The 15,182-nt window shown below is 63.6% G+C and carries 16 protein-coding genes and 2 tRNA genes; 14 read left to right on the top strand and 4 right to left on the bottom strand.

The genetic code is table 11. The features are described 5' to 3' along the window. Positions 1-11: 11 nt before the first annotated feature. From AC6H0N_RS10520 to AC6H0N_RS10500, 5 genes are all read left to right on the top strand, one after another. Positions 12-1,745, top strand: a complete 1,734-nt coding sequence (locus AC6H0N_RS10520) for a potassium/proton antiporter (protein ID WP_497574066.1) — start codon at positions 12-14, stop codon at positions 1,743-1,745. Positions 1,746-1,827: 82 nt separating this feature from the next. Further along, complete coding sequence (gene folD / locus AC6H0N_RS10515; RefSeq protein ID WP_497574065.1) at positions 1,828-2,700, top strand: bifunctional methylenetetrahydrofolate dehydrogenase/methenyltetrahydrofolate cyclohydrolase FolD; 873 nt, start codon at positions 1,828-1,830, stop codon at positions 2,698-2,700. A gap of 2 nt (positions 2,701-2,702) precedes the next feature. After that, positions 2,703-3,200 (top strand): 5-(carboxyamino)imidazole ribonucleotide mutase, encoded by a 498-nt coding sequence (gene purE, locus AC6H0N_RS10510; RefSeq protein ID WP_497574064.1) that lies wholly within the window; start codon positions 2,703-2,705, stop codon positions 3,198-3,200. Then, positions 3,197-4,336, top strand: coding sequence for a 5-(carboxyamino)imidazole ribonucleotide synthase (locus tag AC6H0N_RS10505; protein WP_497574063.1), 1,140 nt, complete (start codon positions 3,197-3,199; stop codon positions 4,334-4,336). Before purE ends, AC6H0N_RS10505 begins: the two co-directional genes overlap by 4 nt. Then, positions 4,333-5,313, top strand: coding sequence for an L-threonylcarbamoyladenylate synthase (locus AC6H0N_RS10500; RefSeq protein WP_497574062.1), 981 nt, complete (start codon positions 4,333-4,335; stop codon positions 5,311-5,313). Before AC6H0N_RS10505 ends, AC6H0N_RS10500 begins: the two co-directional genes overlap by 4 nt. 138 nt (positions 5,314-5,451) lie before the next feature. Here the strand turns inward: AC6H0N_RS10500 and AC6H0N_RS10495 are convergent, their stop codons facing one another. Further along, positions 5,452-6,279 carry a hypothetical protein gene (locus tag AC6H0N_RS10495; RefSeq protein ID WP_497574061.1) on the bottom strand — a complete coding sequence of 276 codons (828 nt, stop codon included), beginning with the start codon at positions 6,277-6,279 and terminating at the stop codon, positions 5,452-5,454. A 307-nt stretch (positions 6,280-6,586) separates the two neighbouring features. Further along, the gene (locus AC6H0N_RS10490) at positions 6,587-6,775 is read right to left on the bottom strand and encodes a CsbD family protein (protein ID WP_497574060.1); all 189 of its coding nucleotides are present in this window, start codon (positions 6,773-6,775) and stop codon (positions 6,587-6,589) included. A gap of 273 nt (positions 6,776-7,048) precedes the next feature. Between AC6H0N_RS10490 and AC6H0N_RS10485 the strand changes: the two genes are divergently transcribed. The 3 genes from AC6H0N_RS10485 to AC6H0N_RS10475 all read left to right on the top strand — a co-directional run bounded on the left by AC6H0N_RS10485 (position 7,049) and on the right by AC6H0N_RS10475 (position 7,856). Next, positions 7,049-7,124: transfer RNA gene (locus tag AC6H0N_RS10485), tRNA-Ala, on the top strand. Between the two features lie 318 nt (positions 7,125-7,442). Next, positions 7,443-7,646, top strand: a complete 204-nt coding sequence (locus tag AC6H0N_RS10480) for a cold-shock protein (protein WP_497574059.1) — start codon at positions 7,443-7,445, stop codon at positions 7,644-7,646. A 143-nt stretch (positions 7,647-7,789) separates the two neighbouring features. After that, a tRNA-Ala gene (locus AC6H0N_RS10475) sits at positions 7,790-7,856 on the top strand. 60 nt (positions 7,857-7,916) lie between these two features. On the opposite strand, the gene AC6H0N_RS10470 is transcribed toward AC6H0N_RS10475, so the two are convergent. Beyond that, positions 7,917-8,684 carry a hypothetical protein gene (locus tag AC6H0N_RS10470; RefSeq protein WP_497574058.1) on the bottom strand — a complete coding sequence of 256 codons (768 nt, stop codon included), beginning with the start codon at positions 8,682-8,684 and terminating at the stop codon, positions 7,917-7,919. A 137-nt stretch (positions 8,685-8,821) separates the two neighbouring features. Here AC6H0N_RS10470 and vapB point away from each other — a divergent pair, with 137 nt between their 5' ends. The 6 genes from vapB (at position 8,822) to AC6H0N_RS10440 (ending at position 14,492) form a co-directional block, all read left to right on the top strand. Then, positions 8,822-9,058, top strand: coding sequence for a type II toxin-antitoxin system VapB family antitoxin (gene vapB / locus AC6H0N_RS10465; protein ID WP_497574057.1), 237 nt, complete (start codon positions 8,822-8,824; stop codon positions 9,056-9,058). Continuing rightward, complete coding sequence (locus tag AC6H0N_RS10460; RefSeq protein ID WP_497574056.1) at positions 9,058-9,456, top strand: type II toxin-antitoxin system VapC family toxin; 399 nt, start codon at positions 9,058-9,060, stop codon at positions 9,454-9,456. Before vapB ends, AC6H0N_RS10460 begins: the two co-directional genes overlap by 1 nt. Positions 9,457-9,608: 152 nt before the next feature. Continuing rightward, the gene (locus tag AC6H0N_RS10455) at positions 9,609-11,201 is read left to right on the top strand and encodes a site-specific DNA-methyltransferase (protein ID WP_497574055.1); all 1,593 of its coding nucleotides are present in this window, start codon (positions 9,609-9,611) and stop codon (positions 11,199-11,201) included. Positions 11,202-11,290: 89 nt separating this feature from the next. Next, a complete protein-coding gene (locus tag AC6H0N_RS10450; protein WP_497574054.1) occupies positions 11,291-11,497 on the top strand; it encodes an addiction module protein in 207 nt (68 codons plus the stop codon). Beyond that, positions 11,497-11,793, top strand: a complete 297-nt coding sequence (locus tag AC6H0N_RS10445) for a type II toxin-antitoxin system RelE/ParE family toxin (protein ID WP_497574053.1) — start codon at positions 11,497-11,499, stop codon at positions 11,791-11,793. Before AC6H0N_RS10450 ends, AC6H0N_RS10445 begins: the two co-directional genes overlap by 1 nt. Continuing rightward, positions 11,790-14,492 (top strand): DEAD/DEAH box helicase, encoded by a 2,703-nt coding sequence (locus AC6H0N_RS10440; protein ID WP_497574052.1) that lies wholly within the window; start codon positions 11,790-11,792, stop codon positions 14,490-14,492. The genes AC6H0N_RS10445 and AC6H0N_RS10440 overlap by 4 nt, the downstream gene beginning before the upstream one ends. Here AC6H0N_RS10440 and AC6H0N_RS10435 read toward each other — a convergent pair. Next, on the bottom strand, positions 14,484-15,149 hold the full coding sequence (locus AC6H0N_RS10435; protein WP_497574051.1) for an ATPase: 666 nt from the start codon (positions 15,147-15,149) through the stop codon (positions 14,484-14,486). The genes AC6H0N_RS10440 and AC6H0N_RS10435 overlap by 9 nt on opposite strands. Positions 15,150-15,182: the final 33 nt, after the last annotated feature.

The raw sequence follows: 15,182 nt of genomic DNA, 5'->3' as shown, positions 1-15,182 counted from the left end.
TCCCCGCCCGAATGGAATACATCAACACCATCCTGCTGCTGCTCGCGCTGCTGCTGTTTGTCAGCGTGCTGGCCAGCACACTCTCGGCGCGGCTTGGTCTGCCACTGCTGCTGCTGTTCCTCGTCGTCGGCATGCTGGCGGGCGAGGAGGGCGTTGGCGGCATCCAGTTCAACGACTTCGGCACGGCCATGCTCATCGGTCAGCTCGCGCTGGCCATCATCCTGCTCGACGGTGGCCTGCGCACGCGTCTGGCCTCGTTCCGCGTGGCTTTCGCGCCGGCTGCGGTGTTGGCCACCTGGGGTGTGGTGGCCACGGTGTTGTTGCTGGGTGCGTTCGCCATCTGGCTGTTCGAGGTGGATTGGCGGGTCGGCCTGCTGTTGGCGGCCATCGTCGGCTCCACCGACGCCGCCGCGGTGTTCTCTTTGCTGCGCAACAGCGGCGTGCGGTTGAACGACCGCGTCAAGGCCACGCTGGAAATCGAATCCGGCGCCAACGATCCGATGGCCATCCTGCTTGTCGCGGTGCTGGTGCAGGCCGTGATGATGCCCGGCGACACCGGCCCGGTAACCATCATCACCATGCTGCTGCAGCAGTTCGTGCTGGGGCTGGTGGCGGGCGGCATCGGCGGCTGGTTCCTGTCGCGTCTGCTGGCAAAGCTGCGGCTTGCAGAGGGCCTGTATGCACTGCTCATCCTGTCGGGCGGCCTGATGGTGTTCGGCGCGACCAACAGCATTGGCGGCAGCGGCTTCCTGGCCATCTATCTGGCCGGGCTGATCGTCGGCAACCGGCGCTCGCACGCCACCGAACACGTGCTGCGCGTGATGGACGGCCTGGCCTGGCTGGCACAAGCCGGCATGTTCCTGACACTGGGTTTGCTGGTGACGCCATCGCATCTGGTCGAGCATGCGCCGCTGGCGATGGCGATGGCCGCTTTCCTGATGTTCGTCGCGCGGCCGCTGGCGGTGTTCACGTGTCTGTTTCCGTTCCGCTTTTCCTCGCGCGAGCTGACGTACATCTCGTGGGTGGGTTTGCGTGGCGCCGTGCCCATCGTGCTGGCCATCTACCCGCTGATCATGGAAGTGCCGCATTCCGGCCTCCTCTTTGACGTGGCCTTTGCCGTTGTGCTGGTGTCGCTGCTGGTGCAGGGCGCAACCGTGCCCGGCGCGGCGAAGGTGCTGGGCGTGGTGGTGCCGCCGCGCGACGAGCCGGTTGACCGCATCGAGGTGTGGGTCGGTGAGCGTGCCGCTTTGGAGCTGACCGAGTACGAGGTTGGCCGCAAATCGCGCGCCTTTGGCATGCAGCCCGATGATCTGGTGCGCGCCGAAGCCGGCGAGGAGGTGCGCTGCGCCGCCGTGCTGCGCGACGGCAAGCTGATAGCGCTCGACGCTGACACGCGCCTGAGCGAAGGAGATTCGGTCTGGCTGATCGCGCCCGAGGCCATGGCCGAGCGTCTGGCCAAGGCCTTCAAGGCCGGTCGCGACGACGAACTCGCCGTCAACGCCGCCTTCTTCGGCGAGTTCACGGTCGCCGCCGATTGCCTGGCCGGCGATCTGGCCATGGCCTATGGCTTGCAGCTGGCGTCGGGCGAGGAGGGCATTTCGCTGCGTCTGCTGATCACCCGCCGACTGGGCCGTCATCCGGTCGAAGGCGACCGCGTGCGCATCGGCGCCTTCGAGCTGACCGTGCGCCACACCGATGAGCGTGGCGACGTCGATCAGGTCGGCCTCAAGTGCCCGCGTCTGTGAGGCCGGCGGCGGCCTGCCGACGCGTTCGCACAAGCCGCTGATGCTCCTGTAAAATCACGCCCTTTTTCGGAGCCCCGAGACCATGACGGCTCGCACTCTCGACGGCAAGGCGCTGGCCGACCGTGTACGTGGCGAAATCGCCGCCCGTGCCACGGCACTCAAGGCACACGGCGTTGAACCTTGTCTGGCGGTAATCCTGGTCGGCGGCAACCCCGCGTCGGCCGTGTACGTGCGCAACAAGGTCGCAGCCTGCGCCTCGGCCGGCATCCGTTCGCTCAAGTTCGACTACGCCGCCGATGTGGCGCCGGCTGAGGTTTTCGCGCGCATTGCCGAACTCAACGCCGACCCGTCGGTGCACGGCATCCTCGTGCAGCTGCCGCTGCCGCCGCACTTCGACGACCAGGCGGTGCTCGAAGCCATTGCGCTGGAGAAGGACGTCGACGGCTTCCACGCCGAGAACGTCGGCCTGCTCTCGCAGGGCCGCGAAGCCTTCATCCCGTGCACGCCGCATGGCGTCATGAAGATGTTCGAGGCTGAAGGCGTGAACCTGCAGGGCGCCGAAGCCGTGGTCATCGGCCGCTCCAACATCGTCGGCAAGCCCATGGCCATGCTGCTCACCAATGCCGGCGCCACCGTCACGGTGTGCCACTCGAAGACGCGTGATCTGGCCTTCCACACGCGCCGCGCCGACATCGTCGTGGCCGCCATCGGCAAGCCGCGTTTTGTCACCGGCGACATGCTCAAGCCGGGCGCGGTCGTCATCGACGTGGGCATCAACCGTATCGAATCCGGCCCCGAGGCCGGCAAGCTGTGCGGCGACGTCGATTTCGCATCGGTTTCCGAAGTGGCCGCGCTGGTCACGCCGGTGCCCGGCGGCGTCGGCCCGATGACCATCACCATGCTGCTCGAGAACACCCTCGAGTCAGCCGAGCGCGCGGTGCGCGCAAAAGGATGAACATGAGCGAAAGCAAGCCCGTCATCGGCATCATCATGGGCTCGAATTCCGACTGGCCCACCATGCAGGCCGCCGCGAAGATGCTCGATGACTTCGGCGTGCCGTATGAGGCCCGCGTGGTCTCGGCCCACCGCACCCCCGATCTGATGTTCGAATACGCCGAGTCCGCCCGCGAGCGTGGCCTCAAGGCCATCATCGCCGGCGCCGGCGGTGCGGCCCACCTGCCGGGCATGGTGGCCGCCAAGACCACGCTGCCGGTGCTGGGCGTGCCGGTGCAGAGCAAGGCGCTGTCGGGTCAGGATTCGCTGCTGTCCATCGTGCAGATGCCCAAGGGCATTCCGGTCGCGACCTTTGCCATCGGTGAAGCCGGCGCGGCCAATGCCGGGCTGTTTGCGGTGTCGCTGCTGGCCAATGAAGACGCCACGCTGGCGCAAAAGCTCGCCGATTTTCGCGAGCGCCAGACGCAGAGCGTGCTGGCCATGAAGCTGGAGCCGCAATGATCCTGCCGCCCGCCACCCTCGGCATGCTCGGAGGCGGCCAGCTCGGCCGCTTCTTCGTTACCGCCGCGCACGAAATGGGTTTCAAAGTGTGGGTGCTCGACCCCGATCCGCACAGCCCGGCCGGCCGCATCGCCGATCAGCATCTGGTCGCCGCGTATGAAGATTTCGCCGCGCTCGACCGCCTCGCCGGCGAATGCGCCGCCGTCACCACCGAATTCGAGAACGTGCCGGCCACCACGCTGGAGTACCTCGCGCGCAGCGTGCCGGTGCACCCCAAGGCCTCCGCCGTGGCGGTGTGCCAGAACCGCATCCGCGAAAAGACCTTCCTCGCCGACAACGGCATTGCGCACGGCCCCTTCGCGGTGATCCGCAGCGACGACGACGTGCGCAACGCGCCCGCCGAGCTGTTCCCGGCCATCCTCAAGATTGCCCGCTTCGGCTACGACGGCAAGGGCCAGGCCCGCGTCACCAGCCACGCCGAGGCGCTGCACGCCTACCAGCAGTTCGGTGACGACTGCGTGCTCGAGAAGATGTTGCCGCTCGACTGCGAAGTGTCCGTCGTGCTCGCGCGCGACGAGGCCGGCAACGTCGCCTGCTTCCCGACCTCCGAGAACCGCCACCGCAACGGCATCCTCGACGTCACCATCGCCCCCGCGCGCGTCGATGCCGCGCTTACCGCGCAGGCGCAGCAGGCCGCCGCGACCATTGCCGAAAAGCTCGGCTACATCGGCACGCTGGGCGTCGAGTTCTTCGTCACCGGCGGCAAGCTGGTAGTGAATGAAATGGCGCCGCGCCCGCACAACAGCGGCCACCACACCATCGACGTCTGCGTCACCAGCCAGTATCAGCAGCAGGTGAGGGCTCTCACCGGCCTGCCGCTGGGCGAGCCGCGTCAGCACTCCGCGGCGGTCATGGTCAATCTGCTTGGTGACCTGTGGTTTGACGGCGAGCATTACCGTGAGCCCGATTGGGCCGTATTGCACCGTGAGCCGGGCCTGAGCGTGCATCTGTACGGCAAGCACCAGGCGCGTCAAGGCCGCAAGATGGGCCACTTCACCGTGGTCGGCACCGACCTCGCCGAGGTGCTCGAACGCGCCATGCGCGCCCGCGCCGCCATCGGCATCTCCGACGAATGACCGTTTTCGCGGCTACGCCCGAGAACATCGCCCGCGCAGCCAATGTGCTGCGCGCCGGCGGCCTCGTCGGCATGCCCACCGAAACCGTCTACGGCCTGGCCGCCGACGCGCTCAATCCGGACGCCGTGCGCGGCATCTTCGTCGCCAAGGGCCGTCCGGCCGATCACCCGCTGATCGTGCATCTGCCCTCGGCCGAGCACTTGCCGCAGTGGGCCAGCGCCATCCCGAAAGACGCCATCGCCTTGGCCGCCGCCTTCTGGCCCGGCCCGCTCACGCTGATCCTGCGTCGCGCCGCCGACGTGCCCGATGAAGTCACCGGCGGGCAAGACACCGTCGGCCTGCGCGTGCCCGGCCACCCGGTTGCGCTGGCACTGCTCAAGGCTTTCGATTCCGGCATCGCTGCCCCCAGCGCCAACCGCTTCGGCCGCATCAGCCCCACGACTGCGCAGCACGTGGTCGAAGAGCTGGGCGACAAGGTGCCGGTTGTGCTCGACGGTGGCGCCTGCGAAGTCGGCATCGAATCCACCATCCTGGATCTCTCGCGCGACGCGCCCGTGCTGCTGCGCCCTGGCGCTATCTCGGCAGATGCCATCGCCGCCGTCATCGGCCGCCGCCCGCGTATGCGCGAGGAAGAGCAGGGCGACACCCCGCGAGTTTCCGGCGCGCTGGCCGCGCATTACGCGCCGCGCACGCCCTTGTTGCTGGTGCCCGGCGATCAGCTGGCCGCCACGCTGCAGGCGCACGCCGGCCAGCGCGTAGCGGTGCTGGCAAGGCAACCGAAGTGCGGATCAAGCGCGCACTGGCAAGCAGCGCCGGCTGATCCGGCGGCTTACGCTCATGATCTCTACGCCAGCCTGCGCCAGCTCGACGCACTCGGGATGGATCTGATGCTGGTCGAGGCGCTGCCGGCCACGCCGGAATGGCAAGCCGTGGCCGATCGTCTCGGGCGTGCCCAAACGGGTTCGGGCGAAGGCTGAGAGTAGCAACACCACACAACGCAAAACAGGCCGGTCACCTCAAGGTGGCCGGCCTGTTTGCTTGTGGCTTCAGCATCGTGAGGGCCGCGCCCTCCGCCCTTGGTCGGGCGAAGGTGCCCACGCCTCCTTTTGCTGCGTTCAGCGGTCGCGAGCGCGGCCGCCAATGGTTGCGGAAAAGCTCGCGATGAACGCCCCCAGCAGCAGCGCGATGAAGCCCCACAGCGAGAACGCCGCAGCGGCCTTGCGGGCCTCGTCTGCTGCTGCCCGGGCTTCACGCTCGGCCTCCTGGGCGCGCGTCCACAGTTGCTCCAGACGCTGACGGGCGGTGGCCTCATCCACGTCTGCCTGGTCGGCCACCAGCCGGATCAGATACGTCTCGTCGGCCGGCGCCATCTCGCCCTGCATCAGGCTGCGTAGCAGAATCGTGCTGACTTCCTGGCGCGTATCGGCATTGCGTTCCGTGCCGGACGGCTGTTCCGCGCGCAGCAGCGTGTCGGTGAAATAGTCCATCGACAGATCTTCCGGCGCCCCTCCCGAGGCGACGGCACTCACCGCGCCGCCCGCGAGGGCCGCGCCGGTCTTGGCGGTGCCCGAGACGAGCGCGGTAAGGGCCGAGCCCATTACGGCAAGCGTGATGACCACGCTCACCGCCCACACGAGAAAGCCGTGAGCCGTGTCGCGGAAGTAGATCTCGTCCACCGCGCTGTCGGTCCAGCGCGTGCGCAGCCGGCCAGTAACGTAACCGGCAATGCCATAGGCAATGACGTGCGTCAGCAACAGCCAGACAATGGTGCCGACCGTCAGCGTGGTGGCGGAGACGCCTTCGTTCTGCCACGGCGATATGGACATGAAGCCGAGCCCGGCGGCCCCGGCAATGAGCATCGCCGACAGTGCGGCTGCAATTACGGCGCCGGCGAGAACGGCACCCCATGAAACAACAGAGCGTTCGCTGGGCGTGCCCGTCATTGGGCCCGCGTGAACGGGAGCGGATTGGGTAGTCTGCATGTCGGGTTCCTCGTGTTTGTGGTGAGCCACTTTTCAGCCCGAAGGCCGGCTTCAGAGCAGGATGGCAAGCAGGATGAGGATCGGAATGGGAATCCCCAGCAGCCAGAGCAGGATGTATTGCATGACGTTTCCTCTTCGGTGTTTGGGCCTACGGCACATGCCGCAGAGCCGTTGTTGCCGTAAACGAAGGCCGCGAGGGCCTGCGTGGAAAGTGCGCTTCAGTGAATGGTTGGGGCGCGCCAGAAGTGCGCAGATCTGGCCGAACGCCTTAGCTGACCTTGTGCAGCGCGTCGCGCATGCTGTCCTTGGTCTTGCCGACATTGCGCTGGGCCCTGCCCACCGCTTTTTCCAGCGCGCCCTTCAGCTCGGCGTCGCGGTCGCCCGTGAGCTTGCCGACGGCTTGCTTGATGGCGCCTGTGGTTTCCTTGGTAGCGCCCTTGATGCGGTCCTTGTCCATGCTCGTCTCCTTGTGCGATCAATTCACGAGTGAGGTGCCTGGAGGGCGATGGCAGCGTGCGTGGCATCGACAGCCATGCTCCTGGAGGCCCAGACACAATCCAAAATACGGCAAGCGCATGAGCCTTTGGCTACATCTAACGCGCCGTTACGTTCTAGTTAGGCAGAGCAATCCACGTTCCCGCCTTGCCCGCGTTGCCGTCGTGCTGACTGCGTCAAACCCCCGGCCCAGCCTTCCCAAAGGCCCAAGCCGTGTCTATAATCCGCGCTTCGTGGGCCGATAGCTCAGCTGGGAGAGCGCCGCGTTCGCAATGCGGAGGTCGTGAGTTCGATCCTCATTCGGTCCACCAAAAATAAGCAAAAAGCCCGACCTGAAGAGGTCGGGCTTTTTGCGTAAACACGCTTTGGAAGTCGTAAAGCGTACGTTTGCTCAGAGCAAGCTTTCGGTGCCATTCAAGCGGCTAGATTCAGTCAGCGTTTTTCATTTAATTTCAGATGCTTCTTGCTATTGCCCGCTCATCCCCGGATACTGCGTCCAGCGGGTGTATGAAGAACGTCAGTAGCAGCAGCACAGCAGCCCTTAAAACGGTAACTTGTTAGTCAGCTTCTCGCCTTGATCCTCGTCAGCGGGCATTTCGCCCATCACCAATCATTGCAAGGAAGCAATCATGGCAACAGGTACCGTAAAGTGGTTTAACGACGCAAAAGGTTTCGGCTTCATTACCCCGTCTGACGGCGGTGACGACCTTTTCGCTCACTTCTCCGCGATCCAGGGCGGCGGCTTCAAGAGCCTTGCAGAAAATCAAGCTGTGTCTTTCGACATCGTGAATGGCCCGAAAGGCAAGCAAGCAGCAAACATCCAGCCCGCCTGAGCCTAGCTCGTAGCAGGTTGCAGAAAAAGCCCGGGTAACCGGGCTTTTTTACGTTCACCCGCCGCAAGATTGAATGTGCGGGCGGTTGCACGGTGGCGTATGGCGGATTGGCGCAGCGTCACCGCCAGATGTTGCGCCACTGTGGGGCGCAGAAGGGAGAGCCCCGCGTTCGCAACGCGGAGGGCGTGAGTTCGATCCTCATTCGGTCCACCGCAGATTCCAAATAAAAAGCCCGGCCTGAAGAGGTCGGGCTTTTTGCTTTGTGTCGCTTTAGTCGGCCTCGGCTGGCGGCCTGGACGCCAACCGAGGCACGCTTCTGAGTTCGGTGCCTTGTCGCTCCAACGCGCGGGCTCGCTGCTGATCGACGTCATAGATGGCGACATGCGTGTTCGAACTCTCGATCAAAAAGCCGTGGGCGATGATCTGGTCGTCACGCAATAACGATACGCAGGGTAGGGTGGTGGCTTGCCCTGCTGGGCAACCGTGATGCGCGGCGCTGTATTGCTTCTCCGCGAGGTTCTTCCCGTACTCCTGGCCAAGTAAGCTGGGAAAAGCGCCTAGCACGATGGCGAGAGACAGGGCGAGAAAGAGGGTCAAGAATCCTATTAGCGTCAGCAGAACCCATTCAATCAGCTCCCGCGACCACCCCGGAATTTTGTCCCGCAGTACATGGTTGGACGGTTGCCATACATACATGCGCTTCAAGATGCCCAATAACGCTCCGAGCGGCAATATCAGGGCGACGATGATCCAGACCTCGGTGGTGATCACATTGAACAGACTGGCCATTCGGTCAATCAGCACGTGATAACCGGTGTACAGCAGCCAGTCCGAAGACTTGTCGAAGAGCCCGTGATCAACGCCCCAGCTACGCAGATACATCCGGTGAGCCGAGATTCCCAGCAGATAGAGGAGCACTCCGCCGACAGTGGTCAGGGCGGCAAGGTACTTCGCCCAATCCCACAACTGCCTCGTCACGTCCGTTGAAGTTGTGGCTTGGGCTGCGGTCGGAGTCTTGCTGTTGCTGGCGTCCGTCATGTGATCAAGTATCCGTCATAAATCAGGCTGCACATTAGCATGCGGCGTATGCGTGAATCGAATGTACATCCATGTATTTACTTCTCCGTTGCGGGCCGGTATGGTGCATCCATCAGGCACCCGTATCGGAGGTCCCCGTGCAAACTACTCGCGTATTCAAGAACGGCAACTCGCAGGCCGTTCGTATCCCGGCTGATCTGGCCTTTGAGCGCACTGATCTTGAGCTGGAGATCGAGCGCGTTGGCGACGAGATTCGCATCCGCCCGGCACGCCGCTCGCTGGGGGGGGTGCTGCGCAAATTCGCGCGTTTTTCGCCGGAGTTCATGAGCGAGGGGCGTGACGACCATGAGCAGGAAGAGCGGGAGGCCCTTTGATGGCGCGCTACATGCTCGACACCAACATGTGCATCTACCTGATGAAGAACCAGCCCGAGTCGGTCGCGCGCAGGTTTGCCCAGTGCTATGTGGGCGATGTGGTCATGTCGGCCATCACCCACGCTGAACTGAGCTACGGCGTGATGGCTGCTGCCAATCCCGAACGTGAGGGCAAGAACCTCGCCGCGCTCGTCGAGGATATCCCGGCTATGCCGTTCGACGCCTCGGCCGCCCAAGCCTATGGCCCCATCCGCTTTGCTACCCGTGAGAGCAAGAAGGATCACCTCGACAAGCTGATTGCGGCTCACGCCGTTGCGCTGGGTGTGACGCTGGTCACCAACAATCTGCGGGACTTTGCCCGGTATCCCGGTTTGAAGGCCGAGAATTGGCTGGACTGAGTCAACTGGAAGCGGTGTTGCCTCCGTTTGTCCATGGTTCATCTGCTGAGCCGCACGTGGCGAATCATGCGCCGCTAGACACTGGTCCGAGGCCTCACGGCGCTATACGATTGCGCGGTTCGCAACAACGCAGCACTCATACGGAATAAGGCATGCCCACGCTCAACTGGATCGGCAAGGAAGCCGTCGTCCGTCATCACAAGCAAGTCCCGTTTCGCCTCCTTGAGCCCGTGCCAGAGTTGTCATGCGACGCGGCCGACAGCGCCAATCTGATCGTGCAGGGCGACAACCTGCACGCCCTCAAGGCCTTGCTGCCGCGCTACGCCGGGCAGGTCAAATGCATCTACATTGATCCCCCGTACAACACCGGCAACGAAGGCTGGGCCTACAACGACAACGTCAACAGCCCCGAAATCCGCAAATGGCTGGGCGAGACAGTCGGCAAGGAAGGCGAGACGCTGGACCGGCACGACCGCTGGTTGTGCATGATGTATCCGCGACTGGTGCTGCTGAAGCAGTTCTTGCGCGAGGACGGAGCGATCTTCGTATCGATTGATGACAACGAAGTGGCGACATTGCGGTTGCTAATGGATGAGGTATTTGGGGCAAGCAGCTTTGTTGCGTGCAACGTTTGGCAGAAGCGCTATTCACGCGAGAACCGTGGCGCTATTGGGGACGTACATGAATATCTAATGGTGTACGCCCGTAGTCCAGAGCGTTTCCAGGAAGTGCGAAACCGTATCCCGATCGATGAGAAGCAAGCTGCCGTTTATAAGAATCCGAATAATGATCCTAAAGGTCGATGGCAGTCGATCTCGATGACTGCTCAAGGATATCGGCCCAATCAGATGTATGAGGTTGTAGCCCCAAATGGGAAGGTGCATCGTCCGCCTGAAGGGCGTTGCTGGTCGACGATTGAAAGTGAGTATTTAAAGCTCAAGAACGATGGGCGGATTTATTTCGGCAAGGACGGCAGTGGGGTTCCTCGAATTATTCGGTATTTGTCTGAAGTCGAGGGTTTTATCCCATGGACTTGGTGGCCTCACGAGGAGGTTGGACATACGGATGAAGCGCGCAAAGAGGTGCAAGGGCTGTTCGGTACCCAAACAGCCTTTGATACTCCGAAGCCGACGCGGCTGATTCAGCGGGTCATCCAGATCGCAACGAAGCCGGGCGAATTGATTCTTGATAGTTTCTCTGGCTCCGGCACCACCGCCCACGCCGTGTTAAAGCAAAACGCCGAAGACGGCGGCAACCGCCGTTTCATCCTGGTCGAGATGGACGACGGGATTGCCCGCAAGGTTACTGCCGAACGCGTGCGCCGCGTGGCCGGGGGCTACACCAACGCCAAGGGCGACGCCGTGCCGGGTCTCGGCGGCGGCTTTCAGTTCTGCCGCCTGTCCGCCGAGCCGCTGTTTTCACCCGACGGGCAGATTCGCCCGGACGTGGGCTATGCGCAGTTGGCCGAATTCGTATGGTTTGCGGAGACCGGCACCGGCTATACGGGCGCGATGGACGGGCCGCTTCTGGGCGTGCATGAAGGGCGGGCGATCTATCTGCTGTACAACGGCATCCTGAAAGACCGCTCCATCGGCGGCGGCAACGTGCTGACCGGGCCGGTGTTCGACGTGCTGCCGAAGTTTGCTGGCCCAAAGGTGATTTATGCCGCGGCCAACCGCATGGGCGGGCGTGCAGCGCGCGAGGGTGTGACGTTCAAGCAGACGCCGTATGCGCTGGATGTTTGATACGCATCGGACTCGGTTCGCCATTCGGCGGTGACCCGTTGCAGCGCTACACTCGGCCTCGCAACAGTGAGGTTTGACTGGAGGTAACTATGAGTACGCACGATTTGCTGAAGTCGGTGCTGAAGCTGGACCCCACGCAGCGCTTTGCGCTGGCGGATGAAATCCTGCACAGCCTGGACAAGCCCGACCCGACCATTGATGCGCAGTGGATCGAGGAGGCCGAGCGCCGCTTGGCCGCCTTCCGTCGCGGCGAGGTGCGAGGCATTCCCGCAGAAGACGTGCTCGGCAAGGATTGATGCGCGTCGTTTTCTCGCCCGAGGCACGCGATGAGTTTGTCGATGCCCGGAGTTACTACGAGCGGCAAGTGCCGGGGCTGGGTGCGCGCTTTCGCGACGAGGTGAGAGCGGCCCTGCAGCGCATGCAGACCTGGCCGCTGGCGCCACCTGTGGAGCGCGGTGCAATCCGCCGCATGGTGTTGAGTCGCTTCCCTTACAAGCTGCTGTATTCGGTGGAAGCCGAATGCATCTACGTGATTGCCGTAGCCCATCAGCACCGGGCGCCGGAATACTGGATCGAACGCAAGAGCAAATGAGCGCATTCACTCCCAAGAATTACCAGCAACAGGTACTCGAAAGCGTCGAGGCCTATTTCAAGGCCTGCCACGAACATCCGAGTGCTTCGGTGGCATTTGCTGTGACGACCGAGAGTCTGTGGGGGCGGCTGTTGGCGTACACCCCGCTGACGGGATTCCCGTCCGAAATGCCGTATTTCTGCCTGCGTGTACCCACCGGTGGCGGGAAGACCTGGCTGGCGGCCAAGAGCGTGCAGTCGGTGAATACGCACCTGTTGCGGGTCGAGCATTCGGTGATTCTGTGGCTGGTGCCGAGCAAGTCGATCCGTGAACAAACGCTGCGTGCCCTGCGCGATTTGCGCCATCCCTACCACACGGCCTTGCGCGAGGCCGGGCCGGTGACGGTGCTGGACCTGGATGAGGCCAAGAGCCTGACGCGCGCTACGCTGGATACCTCGACCACGGTGATTGTGGCCACCCGCCAGGCATTTCAGGTGGAAGAGGAGGAGTGCCGCAAGGTGTATCAGTCCAGCGGTGCGCTGCAGCATCACTTCGACAATCTGACGCCGGAGCAGCGTGACACCTTGCTGAGCGAGGGTGAGGGTGCCGAGCGCACGACGCCGTATTCGCTGGTCAACGTGCTGCGGCTGCGCCGGCCCTTCGTGATTGTGGACGAGGCACACAACAGTCGCACCGAACTGGCGTTTGGCATGCTGGAGCGTTTCCGTCCCAGCGGCATCATGGAACTGACCGCCACGCCGGATCTGGAGCGTACGCCCAGCAACGTGCTGCACAGCGTGTCCGCCTCCGAATTGAAGGCGGAGGAAATGATCAAGCTGCCGGTGGTGCTGGAAACCGAGCCGAATTGGCAGCAATGTCTGGCCGACGCCATTGCGCGACGCAACGAATTGCAGCAGCTTGCTGCGACCGAGGAGCGCGCTGGTGCGCCGTATCTGAGGCCGGTTGTGCTGATCCAGTCCGAGCCGCGCAGGGCCGGGGTGGAGACGCTGGATTTCGAGCGGGTGCGTGCGGAACTGCTGGCCAATCACGGTGTGCAGCCCGACGAGGTGGTGATTGCCACCGGCGACGAGCGCGGCCTGGAGCAGATCGAGGCCGACTACCGCCTTGGGATTGCCGATCCGGCCTGCCCGGTGAAATTCGTCATCACCCAGCGTGCGCTGGCCGAGGGCTGGGACTGCCCGTTTGCCTACATTCTCGTGAGCATGGCGTCACTGCAGTCGGCTACGGCGGTGGAACAGTTGCTGGGGCGGGTACTGCGTCAGCCCGGCGCCAGTCAGCGTGTTGCGCGGGAGTTGAACCAGTCTTATGCCTTTGTGGTGTCGCGCGATTTTGCGCAGACGGCCGCCGCGTTGCGCGACCGCTTGGTCGCAGGCGCCGGCTTTGAGCGCCGCGAGGTCTCCGAATTTGTGAAGGCAGCCCTGCCGCAGCAAGCGCGCTTTGATCTGGAAGGATATGCGGGCCGTGTTGTGGTGCATCCGGTGGCGATTACGCTGAGTGAAAAGCCGATGCTCAAGGGCGTACCCAAGCCGGTGCGCGACAAAGTGGAGTGGGACAGCAAGCTGAATACGCTGACCATCCGCGCGCCGCTGACCGAGGACGAAACCGAGGCGCTGAAGGCGTCCGTGAGCGAGGCGTCGGCGGTAGCCGCCATCGAGGAAGCGGCCGAGGTGAGTCGCACCCGCGCAGTCGAGTTCTTCCAGACCCCAGCTGAGCTTGGGGAGCGTTTTTGCGTGCCCCAGCTGGCCTTGCGCATGCAGGGCGAATTGCAGTTGTTCGACGACCCCGAGGTGCTTGAATACCCGTGGGATTTGTCGCCCTACGATGCGGTGCCAACGTTGGAGCAGCTTGCCGCGCTGAACGAGGGAATGAAGGTCTCCGAAGGCGGGGAAATCGACATCGACGACGCGGGGCGGGTAGTTACTCGCTTCCTGCCGGAACTGCAGCGTGACCTGGGGTTGGCCTATCGCCCCGAACATTGGGATGACATTCGGCTGGCAGCCTGGCTGTGCCGCAATCTGCCGGAACCGTCGCTGACGCATGCGGCCAAGCAAGCCTTCGTGGCGGAATGGCTGCGCAAATTGCTCGGCACAGACGGTTTTTCGCTGGCACGCTTGAATCAGCAGAAGTTCATGCTGCGTGGTGTTGTGGAGCGTCGCATCCGCGAATTGCGCAAAGCGGCCGTGAGTAAGGCTTGGCAGCAAACCTTGTTTGGTGATGGGGCGACCGAGCGCGTCACGGTGACGGATGCATGGCCATTCGAGTTTCACTCTCAAGCCTATGCGCCCGCGCGCGACTACGACGGGCGTTTCGGCCATTTCGACTTCCGCAGTCACTTCTATGGCCGTATCGGCGACTTCGACAGCAAGGAAGAGTTTGAATGCGCTTGCCAGCTCGACATGCTTGCCCAGAAGGGCCGCATTCGCTTCTGGGTGCGCAACCTCGTCCGCCGCGAAGGCTGCTCCTTCTTTCTGCAGAAGGCCGACGGGCGCTTTTACCCTGACTTCCTGTGCCAGCTGCCTGAGCGCGACGGCCGGCCCGGCGCGGCGCTCGCCGTCGAATACAAGGGCGCGGACCGCTGGACTGCGGCTGAGGACGATCGTCTGATCGGTGGTTTGTGGGCGGAGCTTTCGGGCGGGCGTTGCCGTTTCGTCATGCTCAAGGACCGTAACTGGAGCGCGATTGAGCCCTTGCTAAGTTGACGTGCCTGACGCTTTAAGCGAACTGTTGAGGGCAATTGCTGCTTCAGTAAGCGCTCTGGCCCAAACCGGGGTGCTCGATAGTTGTCTCGAATCATGCGGGGCCGGCCATAAGAGCCGGCCCTTTGCCATTTCCAGCACCAACACCGGATCAGCCACCGCCTTCCCCTGCGGGGCATCGGCGCTGTTATCCCACACCTGCAGGTGTGCCAGGTGCGGCATCAGGGCGATGAGGTTGAGTTGGGCGCGGGGGTAGCGTTCGCGGACTTTGGCTTCGGGGATGTCGTGGCCGCCGGAGGTGACGCGGGCGCGTACGCGGGCGATGTGGTGTTCGGGGGAGTCGAGGCCGCAGAACCACATCAGCACGTCGTGGCTGCGGGCGGCGTCGAGAATTTTCTGCGCGACGGTGTCGCCGCCAAGCGTGGTTTCGAAAGCGTAGTTCTGACCGTTGGAGAGAGCGGCGTCGAGGCGGCGCATGCCTTCGTGCCAGGCCTGGCTGTTGGCGGTGGTCTGGCCGCAGCCGGTGGTGGCGATGAGTTCGCGGGCGAAGGTGTCGGGGTTGAACCAGCTGAGGCCGGCTTCGCGCAGCAGGTGGCCGCCGATGGAGCTTTTGCCGGCGCCGTTCACGCCGGCCAGCACGTAGAGGATGGGGCGGGGCATGAGTGGTGAAGTGTCAGGCGGGGGATGTCATTG

The organism is Pseudazoarcus sp. NS34, assembly GCF_059703725.1.
Note: the sequence above shows the minus strand (reverse complement) of the source record. Positions and strands in the feature narration are given on the sequence as shown.